General features: G+C 41.4%; 17 protein-coding genes. 16 read left to right on the top strand and 1 reads right to left on the bottom strand.

Annotation, left to right across the window (positions count from 1 at the left end):
• Window positions 1-2 precede the first annotated feature (2 nt).
• From FQ087_RS06330 to FQ087_RS06275, 12 genes are all read left to right on the top strand, one after another.
• Complete coding sequence (locus FQ087_RS06330) at window positions 3-944, top strand: thymidylate synthase (protein ID WP_149579649.1); 942 nt, start codon at window positions 3-5, stop codon at window positions 942-944.
• Between the two features lie 16 nt (window positions 945-960).
• Entirely contained in the window at window positions 961-1,440 is a 480-nt protein-coding gene (locus tag FQ087_RS06325) for a dihydrofolate reductase (protein WP_149579648.1), read from the top strand.
• Between the two features lie 83 nt (window positions 1,441-1,523).
• Window positions 1,524-2,363 (top strand): DegV family protein, encoded by an 840-nt coding sequence (locus tag FQ087_RS06320; RefSeq protein WP_149579647.1) that lies wholly within the window; start codon window positions 1,524-1,526, stop codon window positions 2,361-2,363.
• 38 nt (window positions 2,364-2,401) lie between these two features.
• Complete coding sequence (locus FQ087_RS06315) at window positions 2,402-3,217, top strand: GDSL-type esterase/lipase family protein (RefSeq protein WP_149579646.1); 816 nt, start codon at window positions 2,402-2,404, stop codon at window positions 3,215-3,217.
• Window positions 3,218-3,228: 11 nt separating this feature from the next.
• Window positions 3,229-3,801 (top strand): YpmS family protein, encoded by a 573-nt coding sequence (locus FQ087_RS06310; RefSeq protein ID WP_149579645.1) that lies wholly within the window; start codon window positions 3,229-3,231, stop codon window positions 3,799-3,801.
• Window positions 3,802-3,816: 15 nt separating this feature from the next.
• The gene (gene msrA / locus FQ087_RS06305) at window positions 3,817-4,347 is read left to right on the top strand and encodes a peptide-methionine (S)-S-oxide reductase MsrA (RefSeq protein WP_149579644.1); all 531 of its coding nucleotides are present in this window, start codon (window positions 3,817-3,819) and stop codon (window positions 4,345-4,347) included.
• The gene (msrB, locus tag FQ087_RS06300) at window positions 4,344-4,766 is read left to right on the top strand and encodes a peptide-methionine (R)-S-oxide reductase MsrB (RefSeq protein WP_149579643.1); all 423 of its coding nucleotides are present in this window, start codon (window positions 4,344-4,346) and stop codon (window positions 4,764-4,766) included. The genes msrA and msrB overlap by 4 nt, the downstream gene beginning before the upstream one ends.
• 115 nt (window positions 4,767-4,881) lie before the next feature.
• Entirely contained in the window at window positions 4,882-5,103 is a 222-nt protein-coding gene (locus tag FQ087_RS06295; protein ID WP_149579642.1) for a YozE family protein, read from the top strand.
• Between the two features lie 81 nt (window positions 5,104-5,184).
• Window positions 5,185-5,889, top strand: a complete 705-nt coding sequence (gene deoD, locus FQ087_RS06290; protein WP_149579641.1) for a purine-nucleoside phosphorylase — start codon at window positions 5,185-5,187, stop codon at window positions 5,887-5,889.
• 117 nt (window positions 5,890-6,006) lie between these two features.
• Window positions 6,007-7,506, top strand: a complete 1,500-nt coding sequence (locus FQ087_RS06285; protein ID WP_149579640.1) for a lmo1851 family serine protease — start codon at window positions 6,007-6,009, stop codon at window positions 7,504-7,506.
• Window positions 7,507-7,581: 75 nt separating this feature from the next.
• Window positions 7,582-8,505, top strand: a complete 924-nt coding sequence (locus tag FQ087_RS06280; RefSeq protein WP_149579639.1) for a CobW family GTP-binding protein — start codon at window positions 7,582-7,584, stop codon at window positions 8,503-8,505.
• A 146-nt stretch (window positions 8,506-8,651) separates the two neighbouring features.
• Window positions 8,652-9,467, top strand: coding sequence for a CAP domain-containing protein (locus FQ087_RS06275; protein ID WP_188006655.1), 816 nt, complete (start codon window positions 8,652-8,654; stop codon window positions 9,465-9,467).
• A gap of 434 nt (window positions 9,468-9,901) precedes the next feature.
• Here the strand turns inward: FQ087_RS06275 and FQ087_RS06270 are convergent, their stop codons facing one another.
• Entirely contained in the window at window positions 9,902-11,248 is a 1,347-nt protein-coding gene (locus tag FQ087_RS06270) for an MATE family efflux transporter (RefSeq protein ID WP_149579638.1), read from the bottom strand.
• 117 nt (window positions 11,249-11,365) lie between these two features.
• Between FQ087_RS06270 and FQ087_RS06265 the strand changes: the two genes are divergently transcribed.
• From FQ087_RS06265 to FQ087_RS06250, 4 genes are all read left to right on the top strand, one after another.
• The gene (locus FQ087_RS06265; protein WP_149579637.1) at window positions 11,366-12,442 is read left to right on the top strand and encodes an undecaprenyldiphospho-muramoylpentapeptide beta-N-acetylglucosaminyltransferase; all 1,077 of its coding nucleotides are present in this window, start codon (window positions 11,366-11,368) and stop codon (window positions 12,440-12,442) included.
• Between the two features lie 200 nt (window positions 12,443-12,642).
• Entirely contained in the window at window positions 12,643-15,453 is a 2,811-nt protein-coding gene (locus FQ087_RS06260) for a 2-oxoglutarate dehydrogenase E1 component (RefSeq protein WP_149579636.1), read from the top strand.
• 76 nt (window positions 15,454-15,529) lie between these two features.
• Window positions 15,530-16,756, top strand: coding sequence for a 2-oxoglutarate dehydrogenase complex dihydrolipoyllysine-residue succinyltransferase (gene odhB / locus FQ087_RS06255; protein ID WP_149579635.1), 1,227 nt, complete (start codon window positions 15,530-15,532; stop codon window positions 16,754-16,756).
• 169 nt (window positions 16,757-16,925) lie between these two features.
• Complete coding sequence (locus tag FQ087_RS06250) at window positions 16,926-17,123, top strand: DUF6501 family protein (protein WP_149579634.1); 198 nt, start codon at window positions 16,926-16,928, stop codon at window positions 17,121-17,123.
• The last annotated feature ends 20 nt before the right edge of the window (window positions 17,124-17,143 follow it).

Here is a 17,143-nt window from a genome sequence, read left to right as displayed (position 1 = left end):
TAGTGAAACAGTATTTAGAGTTATGCAAACATGTTCTTGAAACAGGTGAAAAAAAAGAAGACCGGACAGGTACAGGTACAATCAGTGTCTTTGGTTATCAAATGCGATTTGATTTAAATGAAGGATTCCCTCTCATGACAACGAAAAAAACGGCTTTCCGTCTTATTTCATCTGAATTGCTATGGTTTTTGAAAGGCGATACGAATGTCAAAACGCTTATCGAAGATCGAAATCCAATTTGGGATGAGTGGGCATTTGAACAATGGGTGACGAGTTCGGAGTACTCTGGTCCAGATATGACCGATTTCGGACGCCGCGCTTCAATAGACCAGGAGTTTATGGCTGTTTATAAAATTGAAATGGATGCATTTAAAAAACGTGTTGTTGAAGATGAAGAGTTCGCTTTGAAATACGCCGATCTTGGACCAGTATACGGTAAGCAGTGGCGTTCGTGGACGAACGGAGAAGAATCGATTGATCAAATCACGAATTTAATTGAAGGTATCAAGACCAATCCGGATTCTCGCAGACATATTGTTACTGCGTGGAACCCCTCAGAAGTGGAAGAAATGGCTTTGCCTCCTTGTCATGCGTTATTTCAATTTTATGTTGCAGATGGAAAACTGTCTTGCCAGCTTTATCAACGTAGTGCGGATATTTTCCTTGGTGTGCCGTTCAATATTGCATCCTATGCACTTCTTGTCCATTTGATAGCGCACGAGTGTGGTCTTGGTGTAGGCGAATTCGTCCATACGCTAGGGGATGCACATATTTACGCGAATCATATTAACCAAGTGAACGAACAATTGACACGAGAACCGCGAAAACTACCGACGTTGAAACTGAATATCGAAGGTAAAACGATTTTCGACTTAGAAACGAAAGACATCGAACTTGAAAATTACGAACCACATCCAAGAATTAAAGCTCCAATAGCTGTTTAAAGAAAGGTGGATTTCAATGATTTCACTGCTTGTAGCCCACGGTCCAGACCGTGTCATTGGTTTGAATAATGAATTGCCATGGCATATTCCAGAAGATCTTGCTTATTTTAAAAAAATGTCGATGGGGAAAGCCATGGTGATGGGACGTAAGACTTTCGAGTCAATCGGTAGACCTTTACCTGGCCGCCTAAGTATTATTGTTACACGAAATGAAGCATATACTGCTGAAGGTGCAGTAGTCGTACACACTCTAAAAGAAGCGGTTATAAAAGCAGAAGAGTACTCTAAAGAAGTGATGATTATCGGGGGTGCGGAAATATTCCGCGAGACGCTAGGTATAGCAGACCGCCTCTACATAACCTACATCCAAAAAGAGTATGAAGGTGATACCTTTTTCCCGTCATATGGACCTGAATGGGAGCTCGTTTCGACTTCAGAAGATCATTTTACAGAGGATGAAATTCCGTATTCGTTTCTTGTTTACGAAAAGAAATAAAGACCATCCACAAAAACATTTTTTGTCTCTTTATTTCCCGCAATATCATATTGAGAACTGCTACTATAAGGGGAGTGCAAGTAATGAAAAAAATCTATATAGTTACGGATTCAACAGCTGATTTAAGAGAAGAGGATATTCTGAAATATGGCTTACATGTTGTTCCACTAACCATCCAAATTGATGGCGAAACGTATATCGATGGTGTAGATATACAGCCTGAAGAATTTCTAACAAAGATGAGAAGTTCTGCAAAACTGCCGAAAAGCTCCCAACCAGCGGCCGGTGTTTTCAAGGAGTTATATGACAAATTGGGTGAGGATGGTAGTGAAATCATCTCCATACATATGACTGGTGGCATGAGCGGTACAGTGAAATCTGCCCAGGCAGCCTCCGAAATGACGGATTCCAAAGTGACTGTCATCGATTCGATGTTCATCTCACAAGCGTTGATGTTTCAAGTAATAGAAGCTGCTAAATTGGCAGAGCAAGGAAAGTCAGTTACTGAGATCGGTGAACGTTTGAACGAAATCCGTAAAAATACAACGTTATTCGTTGTCGTCGATTCACTTGATAATCTGGTGAAAGGCGGCCGTATTGGAAAAGGGAAAGCAATGATGGGTTCCTTATTGAATATAAAACCGATTGCGACTTTGCAGAATGGCGTATACACTCCCGTTGCGAAAGCTCGCAGTCACAAACAAGTCGTAGCACACCTATTCAAAGTTTTCAAAGAAGAGACTGCTGGAAAGATCATTCGAGGAGTCGGTATTTCACATGCAAATGGGTTGAAAATGGGAGAACCATTGAAGAAAATGATTGAAGACTTGGGTATTAAGAATGTGAAACTTACGTTTACTGCCCCAATTATCAGCACACATACTGGTGAAGGTGCAATAGGTTTCATGTATTATGCGGATTAAACAATGATTCTTTATTGAAGAAAAGGGGAACTCTACGTATGAGAAGAGTATTTCTGATTATTATCGCCTTCTCATTATTTTTGTCCGGCTGCCAAGATACGCAACTCAAGAAGACAAATGCGTTTTCTGATCGACCAGAAATCGTATTTACTGAGTGGACTATCCCAGGATACTTCATTCCAAAAAATATCCATGTGATTGGTTTAGGGGATTCGCTGACACAAGGAGTCGGAGATGAACTTGACAAAGAAGGATATTTGGGCCGAGTCACAAGCAGAATGATAGAGTGGAAAGGGGTAAAGGACGTCGATGTGGCCAATTTGGCGAAGCGTGGTCGAAGAAGTGACCAGCTTATCGAAAAATTAGAAGAACCTGAAGTTCAATCTTCTGTCAAAACAGCGGATCTAATTTTTTTAACAATCGGTGGCAACGATATTATGAAAGTTGTTAAGTCCAACCTTTTCAATTTGAAAATCGAACCATTTTACATTGAACTCGGTAAGTTTGAAAATAGGCTCGATGAATTATTCAGTATCATACGCGATTTGAATGGGGATGCAATCATTGTTGTGGCAGGTCTATATAATCCACTTTCAATTATGACGGATGAATCGAATGAATTTGAGGATATTATTGATGACTGGAATGAAGCGATAGAAGTACGTACAGTCATGGACGGAAGGTCATGCTTTGTCCCTGTTACAGACCTGTTCGATTCCAATACGAACATGGTGTATCACACCGATTTCTTTCATCCGAATGCAAAGGGGTATGACGTGATGGCGGATCGATACCTTGAAAAGCTAGAAGAATGTGGCTTGCAAAAAATATTGGACGGGGAATTGGATATGTAGGAGCTGATTGCATGAATCGATGGAAAATAGGATTTTTTTTACTTGCAGGACTTGTCGCGGCAGCATTTGCGGCCGTAATTTTTTTCATCAGTAGTACCCCTGAATCGGTTCCACTTCCTAAAATGGAAGTAGCGGACGCATCGGATAATGTCCTAACAGTGAGTGCAACAAAAGAAAACTTCGAATCGATTGCCAATACATATATTCGGAAAGCGACGAAAGGCGGGCCACTCCCATTAACGATTGAAGTTGGTGAAGATGTGGCGTTATATTCGGAAATGACAGTGTTCTCATTGACGTTCCCGGTCATTATGCATTTTGAGCCGGTCGTAAGAGAAGATGGCAATTTGATACTGAAGCAATCATCGATGGAGGTTGGGGTGTTAAACATTCAGCCTGCAACCGTCTTGAACATACTAAAAGACTCAGTGAAACCTCCCCCTTGGCTGATTGTGCGTCCCAAGGAGGAAGAATTGTTCATCGACTTATCTAAATTTGATGTATCAAGTAATTTCCGAGTAAGGGCGAAGACATTCGATTTGGCGAAAGATGAAATTATGCTAGAAATCATCATACCGAAATAATAAGGAGATGTTAATATGGGGAAGTCATTAGCAACATTTGCGGGCGGCTGTTTTTGGTGTATGGTTAAACCGTTCGATCGATATGACGGGGTCCTTTCAGTCATTTCGGGCTATACAGGCGGCGATATCGAAAATCCATCGTATGAACTCGTTTGTACGAATGCGACGGGACACCGCGAAGCAATTCAAATTACGTTTGATGATGAAGTTATTTCATATAGTAAATTAATCGACATCTTTTGGAGGCAAATTGACCCAACGGATTCCGGTGGACAGTTTTTTGACCGGGGTGAATCCTATCAGACAGCCATTTTTTATCATACACCTGAACAACTTCAACTTGCTGAGCAAACAAAGGCTGAACTAGATGCTTCAAGGAAATTCGCTAAACCTGTTGCAACAGATATTCTACCTGCAAAGCCATTTTACGCAGCTGAAGAAGGGCATCAAGATTATTACATGAAAAACCCAACACATTATAATAGATATGCAACTGGCTCAGGCCGCGAACGGTTCAAATCAGACAATTGGGGTGAAGAATCATGACAGAAGAATTAAAAAGTAAATTAACAGAAATGCAATACCATGTGACACAAGAAAATGGGACGGAACCACCGTTTAGAAATGAATTCGATAACCATTATGAAGATGGGATTTATGTCGATATTATTTCAGGTAAACCGCTGTTCAGTTCAAAAGATAAATATAATGCCGGTTGCGGATGGCCAAGCTTTACGAAACCGATTGAATCAGTGGAAGTTGTAGAGAAAACAGATGTAACTCACGGAATGAAACGAGTAGAAGTGCGCAGTAAGACGGCAAATTCGCATCTTGGTCATGTATTTCCAGATGGACCTGGAGAAGACGGACTGCGTTATTGTATCAATTCCGCTGCACTCCGCTTTGTAGCCTTAGACCGACTTGAAAAAGAAGGTTTCGGAGAGTACTCGAAACTTTTTATATAGGTTGAACTATTTAATATGGCATTTGAACTATGCGTAAGCGAGCTAGACACCATTTAAAGTTGAAAACTTGTACTTTCTCACTTTAAAATCAATTCATGAGAAAGGAGATGAACGGATGGATCGATCCTTTTATCGATTCGTCCTATCCTTCCGAGGTGGGACGATAGATGATTTAAAATCAACTTTTGCTGAATATATGTTTAAAGATTCTAGTTTTCCAAAAGAAGAAAAAGCTTTTGATCCTTTATCGCGTTATATCGAAGAAAAGGCTGATGCAAAAATGCCTTCTGTTATTTTTGACGAGTTGTACCAGTTATATGAAGAGAGGGTTTTGTAAGTAACACCTGCATCTTCTTTGCATAATGGATTAGATAAATGTATGATTGAAAAAGAAAATTTGAAAGCGAGGCTATTCAATATGAGTATACATATCAATGCAAAAAAAGGCGATATCGCGGATACGATTTTACTTCCGGGAGATCCGCTTCGTGCAAAATATATTGCTGAAACATTTTTGGAAGATGTAATACAATACAACGAGGTCCGGAATATGTTCGGCTATACGGGAACATATAAAGGTAAACGTATTTCAGTTCAAGGGACAGGTATGGGTGTTCCATCAATTTCTATTTATGTAACAGAATTAATGCAAGAATATGATGTTCAGAAACTGATTCGTGTCGGTACTTGTGGTGCGATTCAGAAAGACGTTCATGTACGTGACGTTATTCTTGCGCAAAGTGCTTCGACAGATTCTAAAATGAACGATATTATTTTCAATGGTGTCAGCTATGCACCGACTGCTAATTTCGATCTTCTTTTGAAATCATATAATGCAGGACTTAAAAAAGGGCTTGATTTGAAAGTCGGAAATGTATTTACAGAAGATGTTTTCTATAATGAATATGCTCAACATGAGAAATGGGCTCAGTACGGCGTCCTAGCTGTTGAAATGGAAGCCGCGGCACTGTATACGCTTGCTGCGAAGTTTGGTCGCCAAGCACTAGCAATACTTACTGTTAGTGATCACCTCCTAACGGGTGAAGCGACATCATCAGAAGAGCGCCAAACAACATTCAATGACATGATTGAAGTGGCACTCGAAGCTGCAATCCAAGAATAATCGAGAAGTAGGACCGCCTGCTATACAGCGGTCCTTTTTTTTAGCAATGCACAAGTGTCTACCGCTATTGTCGGACAGAATAGAATCTTGTATTAATAGTAGAGAGTGGGGAATGGGATGGAAGAGAACAATGGCCAAGGACAAGAAAATGAACCAAGTTTTCAACCGCCGGCAAAACGATTCATTAAACTAAAACCGTTCTCCTTTGTTATGCTTGTATTTGGACTGGTCCTAGCTACTGCCGCCATTACGTTTTTTGTGTTAACAACAGGTGATGAAAAAGTCGTCGAAGTTGTAAACCCTCAAAAACAAACGGCAAATGACCGGAAAGAATTCATGAAATTATATGAAGCATATGATGAAATGAAAGGGAACTACTACGAAGACATTGACGAAACAACTGTCATTGACGGCGCTATCAATGGAATGATTGAAGCACTTGGTGACCCTTATTCAGATTATTTGAATGAGAAGGAAACCCGGCAGTTAAATGAAAGTATCTCATCAAGCTTCGAAGGGATTGGCGCCGAAATCCAAGAACTTGATGGATATATCAACGTCGTTTCCCCTATTAAAAATTCACCTGCAGAACGGGCTGGGCTATTACCGAACGATACAATCATTGCAGTCGACGGTGAAAGTATCCAAGGAATGTCTTCTTCAGAAGCGGTCCTTCTTATCCGTGGAGAAAAAGGGACAACTGTTACCTTAACTATTAAACGTGGGGAAACGGCTGAACCGGTTGATGTGAAAATCGAACGTGATGTTATACCAATTGAAACTGTCTACGCAGAAATGCTTGACGATGGAATTGCGCATATTCATCTTACAAGCTTCTCTGAAGGAACATACGATGAACTACTTGTTGCCCTTGATGAGATGGAAGCTAAAGGTATGAAAGGCTTAGTTGTCGATGTACGCCAAAATCCAGGCGGTAGACTTGACATAGCCATCAAAATTTCCGATCTATTTTTGGAAAATGGAAAGAACATATTCCAATATGAAGAAAAAGGCTTAGAGCCAGAATTATTCACAGCCTCTGGAAAAAGAAAGGTTAAAGTACCGGTTGCACTCGTCATCGATGACGGTAGTGCCTCAGCTTCAGAAATACTAGCAGGTGCACTAAAAGAATCTGCTAATGTGCCACTTATCGGTGTAAAGACATTCGGTAAAGGTACCGTTCAATCACCAAAAAATCTTCCCGATGGTTCGAATTTAAAACTGACTACAGCAAAATGGCTCACGCCTAACGGCAACTGGATTCATAAAAAAGGAATTGAACCGGATGTCAAAGTACCGTATCCATCCTATGCAATGCTTCCGTTCCTTGATTCTAAAATGGAAATGAAAGATGGTATGCTTTCGCCTTCCATTAAAGCGGCAGAGGAAATGCTTAAAGCTGTTGGCTATGAACCAGGTGAAATTGATGGCATGTTTGATGTGAAAACAACGCAAGCCGTCAAAAAACTTCAAAAGGATCTAGCGCTCGACGTGAATGGAATTCTCTTAGGGGATACAACATACGGTCTAATGGAAAAACTTCGGACCAAAATCCAAGAAGAGGACCCTCAGCTGATGAAAGCACAAGAAGTTTTGCTTGAAAAAGTAGGGAAATAACTGAAAAGCGTCCAGTCCTAAACCGGCCGGACGCTTTTTTAAATTAAATTAAATAAAATGAAACGAGGCCTACATATGATAGATGTATACTTATTTAGCGGCTTTCTCGGAAGTGGGAAAACGTCACTGTTACTTCATACAATTGCACAATTAAAAGAACAAGGAAAGAAGCCTGCTGTATTGATGAATGAATTTGGTGCATTGCCTATCGATTCAAATGCTGTAGAAGGGGTAGGGCAAGTTCCGCTTAAAGAGCTTCTGGACGGATGTATCTGTTGTTCAGGTTCTGAAAAGACCGAAGCACAGCTTCAAGGACTGCTAGAAGAAAATGATGATATCGATGTCATCTTAATTGAAACGACGGGTGCAGCACACCCAGTGGAAGCACTCGACGCTATCTACTCACCCTTATTCGCGGACCGACTCAACATTAAAGGGATCGTAACGGTTGCGGACTCAAAACGTTGGTTGGAACGTGACAAGCTGTCTCCGCAAATTCGTGCTTTATTTATGGAACAAATTCGTCATGCTCATTTACTTATTGCGAATAAAGTAGATCTTCTAACTGAAGAGGAAGTAGCGAAAGTGACATTTGAACTGTCCAACTTTAATGAATCTGCTCCAATCATACAAACGACGGGAGCAAAAATGGGATTTACCTTCATAGAGAAAGTCCTTAGTTCATCGGAAAAAAGTGCGGATAAGCAAATCATAACAGGAAAAGGATTACCGCTTTCTTCAAAACTTCTTACATTCACTAAAAGCGTTAATAAAGAAGAGTTTGAAGACTGGGTGAAATCTCTTCCAGATACAGTTTATAGAATGAAAGGTTATGTTCCAATAAGCGGCAGTAAAAATCCTTTCTTATTTCAATATGCCTATGGAATGGTGAACTGGCTACCAGAATACGTCAAGATGGAACCCCGTCTTGTTATTATAGGAGAAGGCATCGAATCGATAAATTACGAGGGCGTCAACCCCTTTTCAGATGAAATATAAAGATAATTGACCAAATGTATCCAATCCTATTACGAATGAGGTCTTTTATACAAGTATTTGATTAGTTATTGGATAGACTGGAAGAAATGACCGATATTCTGAATCTCCCTCGCGTTATGATAGATTGCGAAGGGAGGAGTAATGAGATGAAAAAATCGATTGCAGTACTCATGCTCGGTTCGGCGCTCTTACTGCCGAACAACAACAATGTAGAAGCTTCAAATTTGGACAATAATGTACAGGTGAAAAAGTACATTCAAAGCTATATTGGGGGGGACAAACAACCCGATATGTACAAGGTTTTGCTTGAAAAGAATAGTAATTTTGAGCAACTTTACAGTTTAGCATTGTCTTATGCAAAAAACACTGTGATTGTTGACAATCAGGTAATTAAGCCAGTTGTAGTCAAGCCAATCACTAAACCGGTGAATAAACCAGTTACAGTTAAGCCGGTTGAAAAACCAGCTCCGACTAAGCCGGCACCAACACCGAAACCGGAAGCAACTACACCGGTTAAGCCAACACCGGAAAAGCCGTCTGAAGTAGTTCCGGAAACACCGTCTGAAACAACACCAGATACATCAGTTTCAGCGATTGAAAAAGCGGTACTTGACCTTACAAATGCAGAAAGACAAAAAGCAGGTCTTCAACCATTACAATCAGATGCTAAGTTGATGAACTCGGCACGTCAAAAATCAACAGATATGGCTTCAAAAGGATACTTTTCGCATACAAGCCCGACATACGGTTCACCGTTTGATCAAATGAAATCAAATGGTATAACGTATAAATCGGCAGCGGAAAATATTGCTATGGGGCAACGCACGGCTGCAGAAGTTGTAAAAGGTTGGATGGAATCGCCAGGGCATAAACAAAATATCTTAACACCTGGATTCACACACATCGGCATTGGTTATGATAAAAACGGTAACTACTGGACTCAACAGTTCATTCAAAAATAATAGCAGATAAAAGGATATCCTCCAGACCGATACTAATATCGGTTTGGAGGATATCTTTTGGTTATAAATAGCCTATTGTGTATATCTCGAAGACGTAGGCGATTTCGTTAGTGGAACGACTTGATTTGTTTTTCATATCGCGCTTGTCCTAATACCGCGATTCTTATGTTTAAAAGACCATGTTTCTATAATCCGAAATTCACTAGTAAACAACTTGATCAAACATTAGGGCCCCTTGTACAGTTGCCATAGGGTTGCTTTGGACTGAGCAACTTCTATACCATTACCGAGAAGTCTTGATGTATAGGGAGGGCTAGCACATTTTCCGGGTTGGATATTAACGTCAAAGTTAAAGCGGAGATTATTAGGACTGGTATATTAATCTGAAAAGCATAAAAACCCGCAATGCATGACAGCATCACGGGTTTTAGACTCTATATAAACTTCTTTTTTTGGATATAAAGGAGTCGAACTGTCAATGTGATCGCCCCTACTGTCAAGCCCGCGATGAGACCAATCCAGTACCCGTATGGACCAAGCTCAGTGAACGTCGCCATTATATACCCAATCGGCAAACCAAGCACCCAATAAGAGACAATCGCCATGACGAATGTCATATTTACGTCCTTATAGCCTCGTAATGCACCTTGAACAGGAGCCTGAATTGCGTCAGACAACTGGAATAGCGCAGCATAGATGAAGAACTGTGTTGCCAATCCGATAATCTGTCCATCTGTCGTATAGAGGGAAGCGATGGGGGCCCTGTACACGAGCAGAATTACAATAGACACAAAACTGAACGCGATGGCCAGCCCGACACTTAGAAAACTATACTGTTTGGCGTCTCGCATCTGTCCAGCACCAACAGCCTGACCAACGAGTATTGTTGCACCCATCGAAATGCTGAGTGGTAGCATGTACAATAGCGATGTGAAATTGAGAGCAATTTGGTGTGCAGAAATAACTGCGGTAGAATAATTGCTCATCATCAGTGTCACGGCGGAAAAGATACTTGTTTCTACAAATATTGAAATCCCAATTGGCACACCGATGAATAAAATTGCTTTCCATCTACTAAATGAAACTTTTTCCCATCCTTGGAAGAGCGCGAATTTGTTAAACGGCTTACCCGCCCAAGCGACAGCACAAGCAATGAAGAACACGAGCCAATACGTTATACCGGATGCGTATCCGGCTCCAGCACCGCCAAGTTCAGGAAAGCCCCAATTCCCGTAAATGAGCAAGTAGTTTATGAAGATGTTAATAGGGGCGGATAATAAAATGATGAACATCGAAACGCGTGTCGCTCCAAGCGCATCGAAAAACGAACGCAGCACTGTATAAGCAAAGAGGGGGAATAGGCCGAAGCTCATTCCTGTCAAATAGTCCGCTGCGACAATGCGTACTTCATCCTCAAGTGGCATTGCTTCTAGTATAGGTGTAACTGCGAATAGAATAATGGCAAAGACAATTCCAGCCAATGCAACTGATACGTAAAGGCCTTGTTGCACCGAAGGTCTTACTTCTTCATGTAAGCGTGCTCCTACGTACTGAGCGATGATTGGTGTCAGTCCCATCAATATACCAGCAAGCCCTGTATAGACCGGTACCCAGAAAGAAGATCCGATTGTAACGCCGGCGAGATGGTATGTATCATATCGCCCTGTCATAAGAATATCGAAGAACGTCATCATATACAGAGCGACTTGTGTAACAAGGATTGGCAAGACGATTTTTGCCAATCTGAACGACTTTTTCTTCAGTGGAACTGCAGTTTGCAAAAAAATCACCCTTTATTCTACAATTAAACACCATTGTACCACGCTTCGTTTGCTATAATGGCTATGATGTAAAGTAAAGTTATAAAATATTTCTTAATGTAGAAGAGGTGAATGCCAATGAAACGGCCCGTTATATTATTGACAGGGGGCGGCACGGCAGGTCATGTGTCCGTGAATGAAGCACTTATCCCTGTGTTTAGCGAAAAAGGATATGAAATTCATTATATTGGATCACATACTGGAATCGAAAATGAATTAATCCGTGATGGTCACCCTGAAGTTATTTACCATGCTATTCAAAGCGGTAAATTAAGACGCTATTTCTCTATGAAAAATTTTACAGATCCATTCCGTGTTGGTGCGGGTGTACTACAAGCGTTAGCGGTCATCAGAAAAGTCAAACCAGAAATAATTTTCTCTAAAGGCGGTTTTGTTTCAGTACCGGTAGTTCTGGCAGCGAAAATGGCGAAGATACCTGTCGTCATACATGAATCTGACGTGACACCTGGCCTTGCAAATAAAATGGCGTTACCATTTTCCAATCACATTTTTACTGTGTTCGAGCAGACACTAAAATATGTGCCCGCTGGAAAAGCAACCTGTTCTGGTGCAATCATCAGGCCAGAGTTGTTCAATGGCATACGGAAAGAGGGGTTGCGTATTGCAGGCTTATCAGGTGAGAAACCCGTTCAAATCATCATGGGCGGAAGTCAGGGTTCATCCGTCCTCAACGATGCTGTACGAAAAGATTTACCTGCAATTTTGCGTACCTTCGATATTATCCATCTTTGTGGGAAGGGAAATCTTGATGACAAGCTAGAAGGTACTCACGGCTATGCACAATTTGAATACGTAACGGAAGGCCTGCCACATTTACTCGCAGCATCTGACTTTGCGGTTTCAAGAGCTGGGTCAAATGCGATTTTTGAATTACTGGCATTACGTAAACCAATGCTACTTATTCCACTTTCTGCAGCAAAGAGCAGAGGGGATCAGATTTTAAATGCATCACATTTTAAATCGCTTGGCCTTGCACACGTGTTGAAAGAGGAAGATGTAGAGTTACGTTCATTATCCGAAGAATTCGCTTCTTTTGCATCTGAGAAAGAGGGTTTAATTAGTAATATGAAAAAAGTAGCCACACCCAAAATACCTGAAGAAATGGTTGAAATGATTCTGTCACACCGAAAATAGCTGGAATAGCCGAATTATAATTTTTCGGCAGATTAACGAATGGTTGCAAGTAATTAGAAAAGAGTGTATTCTAGTTGACGGTAATAAAGTTAAAGAGTTAACGTTAAACCCTTTCAGTTAAAGTGTTTGCGTGGTAAAATTAACGAGGATAAAAAATATAATCACAATATGCCTTTTGGCAAATGTGGAGGTCATTTATCATGTCGAACAATGCTGACGCTCATCGTTCCCCTTATGCTGCTTTTTCGGGTCCGAACCTTGGGTATATAATGGAAATGTACGAACTGTTCAAAACGTCACCTGATTCTATAGATGCTGAACTTGCCGAGATGTTCAGCAGTTTTGGTGCGCCTACAATGAGTAACACAGAACAGGATAAAGCGGTTGGGGCAGTTGCTCCTGGCGATTTCGGTAAAGTATTGTCCGCCTATCAGTTGCAAACAGCAATCCGTACATACGGACATCTTGCAGCAGATATCTATCCGCTTAGCGATCGTCCAAAAGACTCAACACGTCTCGAACTTTCCACTTATGGACTTACAGAAAGTGATTTACAAGCAATGCCAGCATCTCTTTTCTTTAAAAATGTTCCTGCAAGTGTAGAAAATGGGCTTGAAGCAGTGAATTATTTGAAGTCATTGTATACAGGTAAAATCGCCTATGAGTTCGATCATGTCATTGACGAAGATGAAAGAAATTGGATTCAATCCAAAATTGAAAATGGCAATGTTTCCGCTACATTATCTGTAGATGAGAAAAAAGCACTTCTCGAACGATTGACGAAAATTGAAGGTTTTGAGAAATTCATCCACCGGACTTTCGTCGGAGCTAAACGATTCTCTATTGAAGGTCTTGATACACTAGTTGTCTTCCTAGATGAACTCGTTCGTCTTTCAGAAGAACAAAAAACGAAAAAAGTACTGATTGGGATGGCTCACCGGGGTCGCTTAAATGTACTTACACATATTTTGAATAAACCTTATGAAACAATGTTTGCACAATTTGCAGGCGTTCCTGAAGGACCCTTCCTTCCAACAGACGGTTCACTTGAAACAACACGCGGTTGGTTCGGCGATGTGAAATACCATATGGGTGCCTTATATAAAGGCAAATCGGGCATGCAGCGTTTCCTTGCTTATAACCCATCCCATTTGGAAGTCGTCAATCCTGTTGTTACAGGACAAACAAGGGCTGCACAGGAGAACACGGATAACCCGGGAATTCCTGTACTAGAAACAGATGCTGCTTACGCAGTGCTTATCCATGGAGATGCTGCATTCCCTGGACAAGGAATTGTGCCAGAATCATTTAACTATAGCCGTGTTCGTGGATTCAAAACAGGCGGTTCTATTCATGTCATTGCGAATAACATGATTGGATTCACTACTGAATATTACGATTCTAGATCAACACATTATTCTTCCGATCCTGCAAAAGGATATGAAGTTCCAGTATTGCACGTTAATGCGGATAGCCCTGAATCAGTTATCGCAGCTGCATCATTCGCATTCGAATACCGCCAAAAGTTCAGTAAAGATATTCTGATTGATCTTCTTGGCTACCGACGTTATGGACATAATGAAATGGATGAACCACTTGTGACGAATCCAGTTATGTACCATTCAATCCATGAGCATCCAACAGTTCGTGAACTATACGGTTCTGAACTTTCGTCTGCTAACATTTTGACTGAAGAAGATGTAATGAAACTGGACTCGGCTGTTTTTGCAACGATGCAGGCAGCATATGACAAAGTAAAAGAACATACTTCAGCAAAAGCAGTGATTTCAAACGCTACGCCGGAAGAAGTACTTGCAGGGTATCCAAGAGATCTTGAAACTGGCACGGATGAAGCAAACCTTCGCCGTATCAATGAAGAGTTACTTACGTATCCTGAAAACTTCAATGTATTTGGGAAGCTTGGGAAAATCCTGAAACGTCGTGAAGAACCGTTCAACGGAAAAGGGAAAATCGATTGGGCACATGCTGAAACGCTAGCGTTCGGTGCAATCCTTCAAGACGGTAATCCAATCCGGATGACTGGTCAGGACGTCCAACGTGGAACATTTGCACACCGTCATGTAGTCCTTCACGATGAAAAAACTGGGGACGAACTTGTTCCGCTTCACCACATTAGTGGTTCAAAAGCATCATTCGTCGCTTATAACAGTCCTTTGTCGGAAGCTGGAATTGTCGGATATGAGTTCGGCTATAACTTAGAAGACCATAAAGTATTGTCGATTTGGGAAGCGCAGTATGGAGACTTTTCGAATATGGCACAAGTAATGTTCGATCAGTTCGTTTCTTCAAGCTACGCCAAGTGGGGTCAGCAGTCTGGACTCGTATTGCTATTGCCGCATGCGTATGAAGGGCAAGGACCTGAACACTCAAGCGCAAGACTTGAACGTTATCTGCAACTTTGTGCGGAAAATAACTGGACGGTTGCAAACCTTTCTAGCGCGGCGAACTATTTCCATATTCTTCGCAGACAAGCAAAAATGCTCGGTGATAAATCGATGCGTCCGCTTGTTATTGTTTCGCCAAAATCGCTGCTTCGTCACCCGCTCGTCGGTGCTGATGTCAACGATTTGACAGAAGGCCATTTCCAAACCGTGCTTGAACAACCAGGAACAGGAAAGAACACAGATAAAGTTGAAAAAATCTTATTCGCAAGCGGAAAAATGGCGATTGACCTTGCTGAACGTGTGAAAGATGGTAAAGGCTTTGATCATTTGCATATAGTCCGTGTGGAACAGCTCTATCCGTTCCCAGCTGACAAAGTGAGTGATATCATTTTACGCTATCCGAATGCCAAAGAACTTGTTTGGGTACAAGAAGAACCGAAAAACATGGGATCATGGCATTTTGCAAATTCTTATATCCGTGAGGTTTCGAATGGTAAGAAAGTATCCTATGTTGGACGAATTCACCGTGCAAGCCCATCTGAAGGGGACGGAGAATCACATAAGATTGAACAGAATCGCATTCTCGATGAAGCATTGAAGAAGTAAGGTTACGTGAAGTTATAATAATATATTATTTGATTGTTTAGACCGTAATAACGGTAGACTTGAGGAGGAATTTATTGTGGCAGAGATCATAGTACCAGAACTTGCAGAATCGATTACAGAAGGAACAGTTGCACAATGGTTGAAACAACCTGGTGAAAGCGTTGAGAAAGGTGAATTCATCGTTGAACTTGAAACAGACAAAGTAAACGTTGAAATCATTTCAGAAGAAGCGGGGATTGTTCAAGAGCACCTTGCAGCGGAAGGCGATACAGTCCAAGTTGGTCAAGTCATTGCAATCGTTGGTTCAGGTTCAGGCGCACCAGCTGCAGCTCCATCTGCACCTGCACCAGTAGCAGAAACTGTTCAAAAAGTGGAAGCAGCACCAGTTGCAACAGTAGCTACTGAAGAGGCAAACGGATCAGACCGTACAATTGCAAGTCCAGCAGCACGTAAACTTGCTCGTGAAAAAGGTATTGATCTTGCGGCAGTATCACCGGTTGATCCAATGGGACGCGTTCGTGTCCAAGACGTTGAAGCACACGGTACAGCTCCTAAAGCACAACCAGCAGCTACTGCACCAAAAGCAGCTGCAGTAGTAGAAGATGGACGTGTTACTCGCGAGAAGATGACACGTCGTCGCCAAACAATCGCTAAACGTCTGCTTGAAGTAAAACAGTCTACTGCAATGCTTACAACATTCAATGAAATCGATATGACAAACGTTATGGCACTACGTTCACGTAAGAAAGACCAATTCTTCGAGCAAAACGACGTTCGTCTTGGATTTATGTCATTCTTCACGAAAGCAGTTGTTGCTGCACTTAAGAAATACCCTTATGTTAACGCAGAAATCGATGGCGATGAAATCATTCTTAAAAACTTCTACGATATTGGTGTAGCTATATCAACAGATGGCGGACTAGTTGTACCAAACGTAGTTGACGCTGATCGTAAAAACTTCGCAGAAATCGAAGGAACGATCGTAGAACTTGCGAAAAAAGCACGAGACAACAAATTGACAATCGCAGATATGACAGGCGGTTCATTCACAATTACAAACGGTGGCGTTTTCGGTTCATTAATGTCAACACCTATTATGAATGGTACGCAAGTCGGAATTCTTGGCATGCACACGATCCAAAAGCGTCCAGTAGCTATTGGTAACAATGTTGAAATTCGTCCAATGATGTATGTTGCTCTTTCTTATGACCACCGTGTTATCGATGGTAAAGATTCAGTTGGCTTCTTGAAAATGGTTAAAGAATTGATTGAAAATCCGGAAGATCTTCTTCTAGGATCTTAAAATAAAAGCGTAGGGCTCCAAAAAGCGCTCTTTGCCTCTAGCAACAAGATTGAAGTGACTCGAGGCATTGTGCCCCCGAAGTCTAGACAAAACTAGTTAGGTGATCGGCCCGTTATTGATAGCGGGTCGATTTTTCCTTATCCACTCCACAGAAAAGGCGTGATTAACAATGACATTCAAAGATTGGATGACTGCACCTGCAATCCGAACCGTCGTCTGTAAACATTCAGACGCTGAAAAGTATGTAGTGAACAATGTTCTGACACCAGGTAAAGAATATGAAGTGAAAAACGAAACAGAAGAGTTTATTTTCATCCTCGATAATTCCGGGAAAGTCGGAGGCTATTATAAAACGTATTTTGAATAATCAAAAGCGGAAGCGCCTGT

The sequence above is a fragment of the Sporosarcina sp. ANT_H38 genome, from assembly GCF_008369195.1.
GTDB lineage: Bacteria > Bacillota > Bacilli > Bacillales_A > Planococcaceae > Sporosarcina.
The sequence above is the reverse complement of the archived record's forward strand: the minus strand, read 5'-3'. Positions and strand labels throughout refer to the sequence as shown.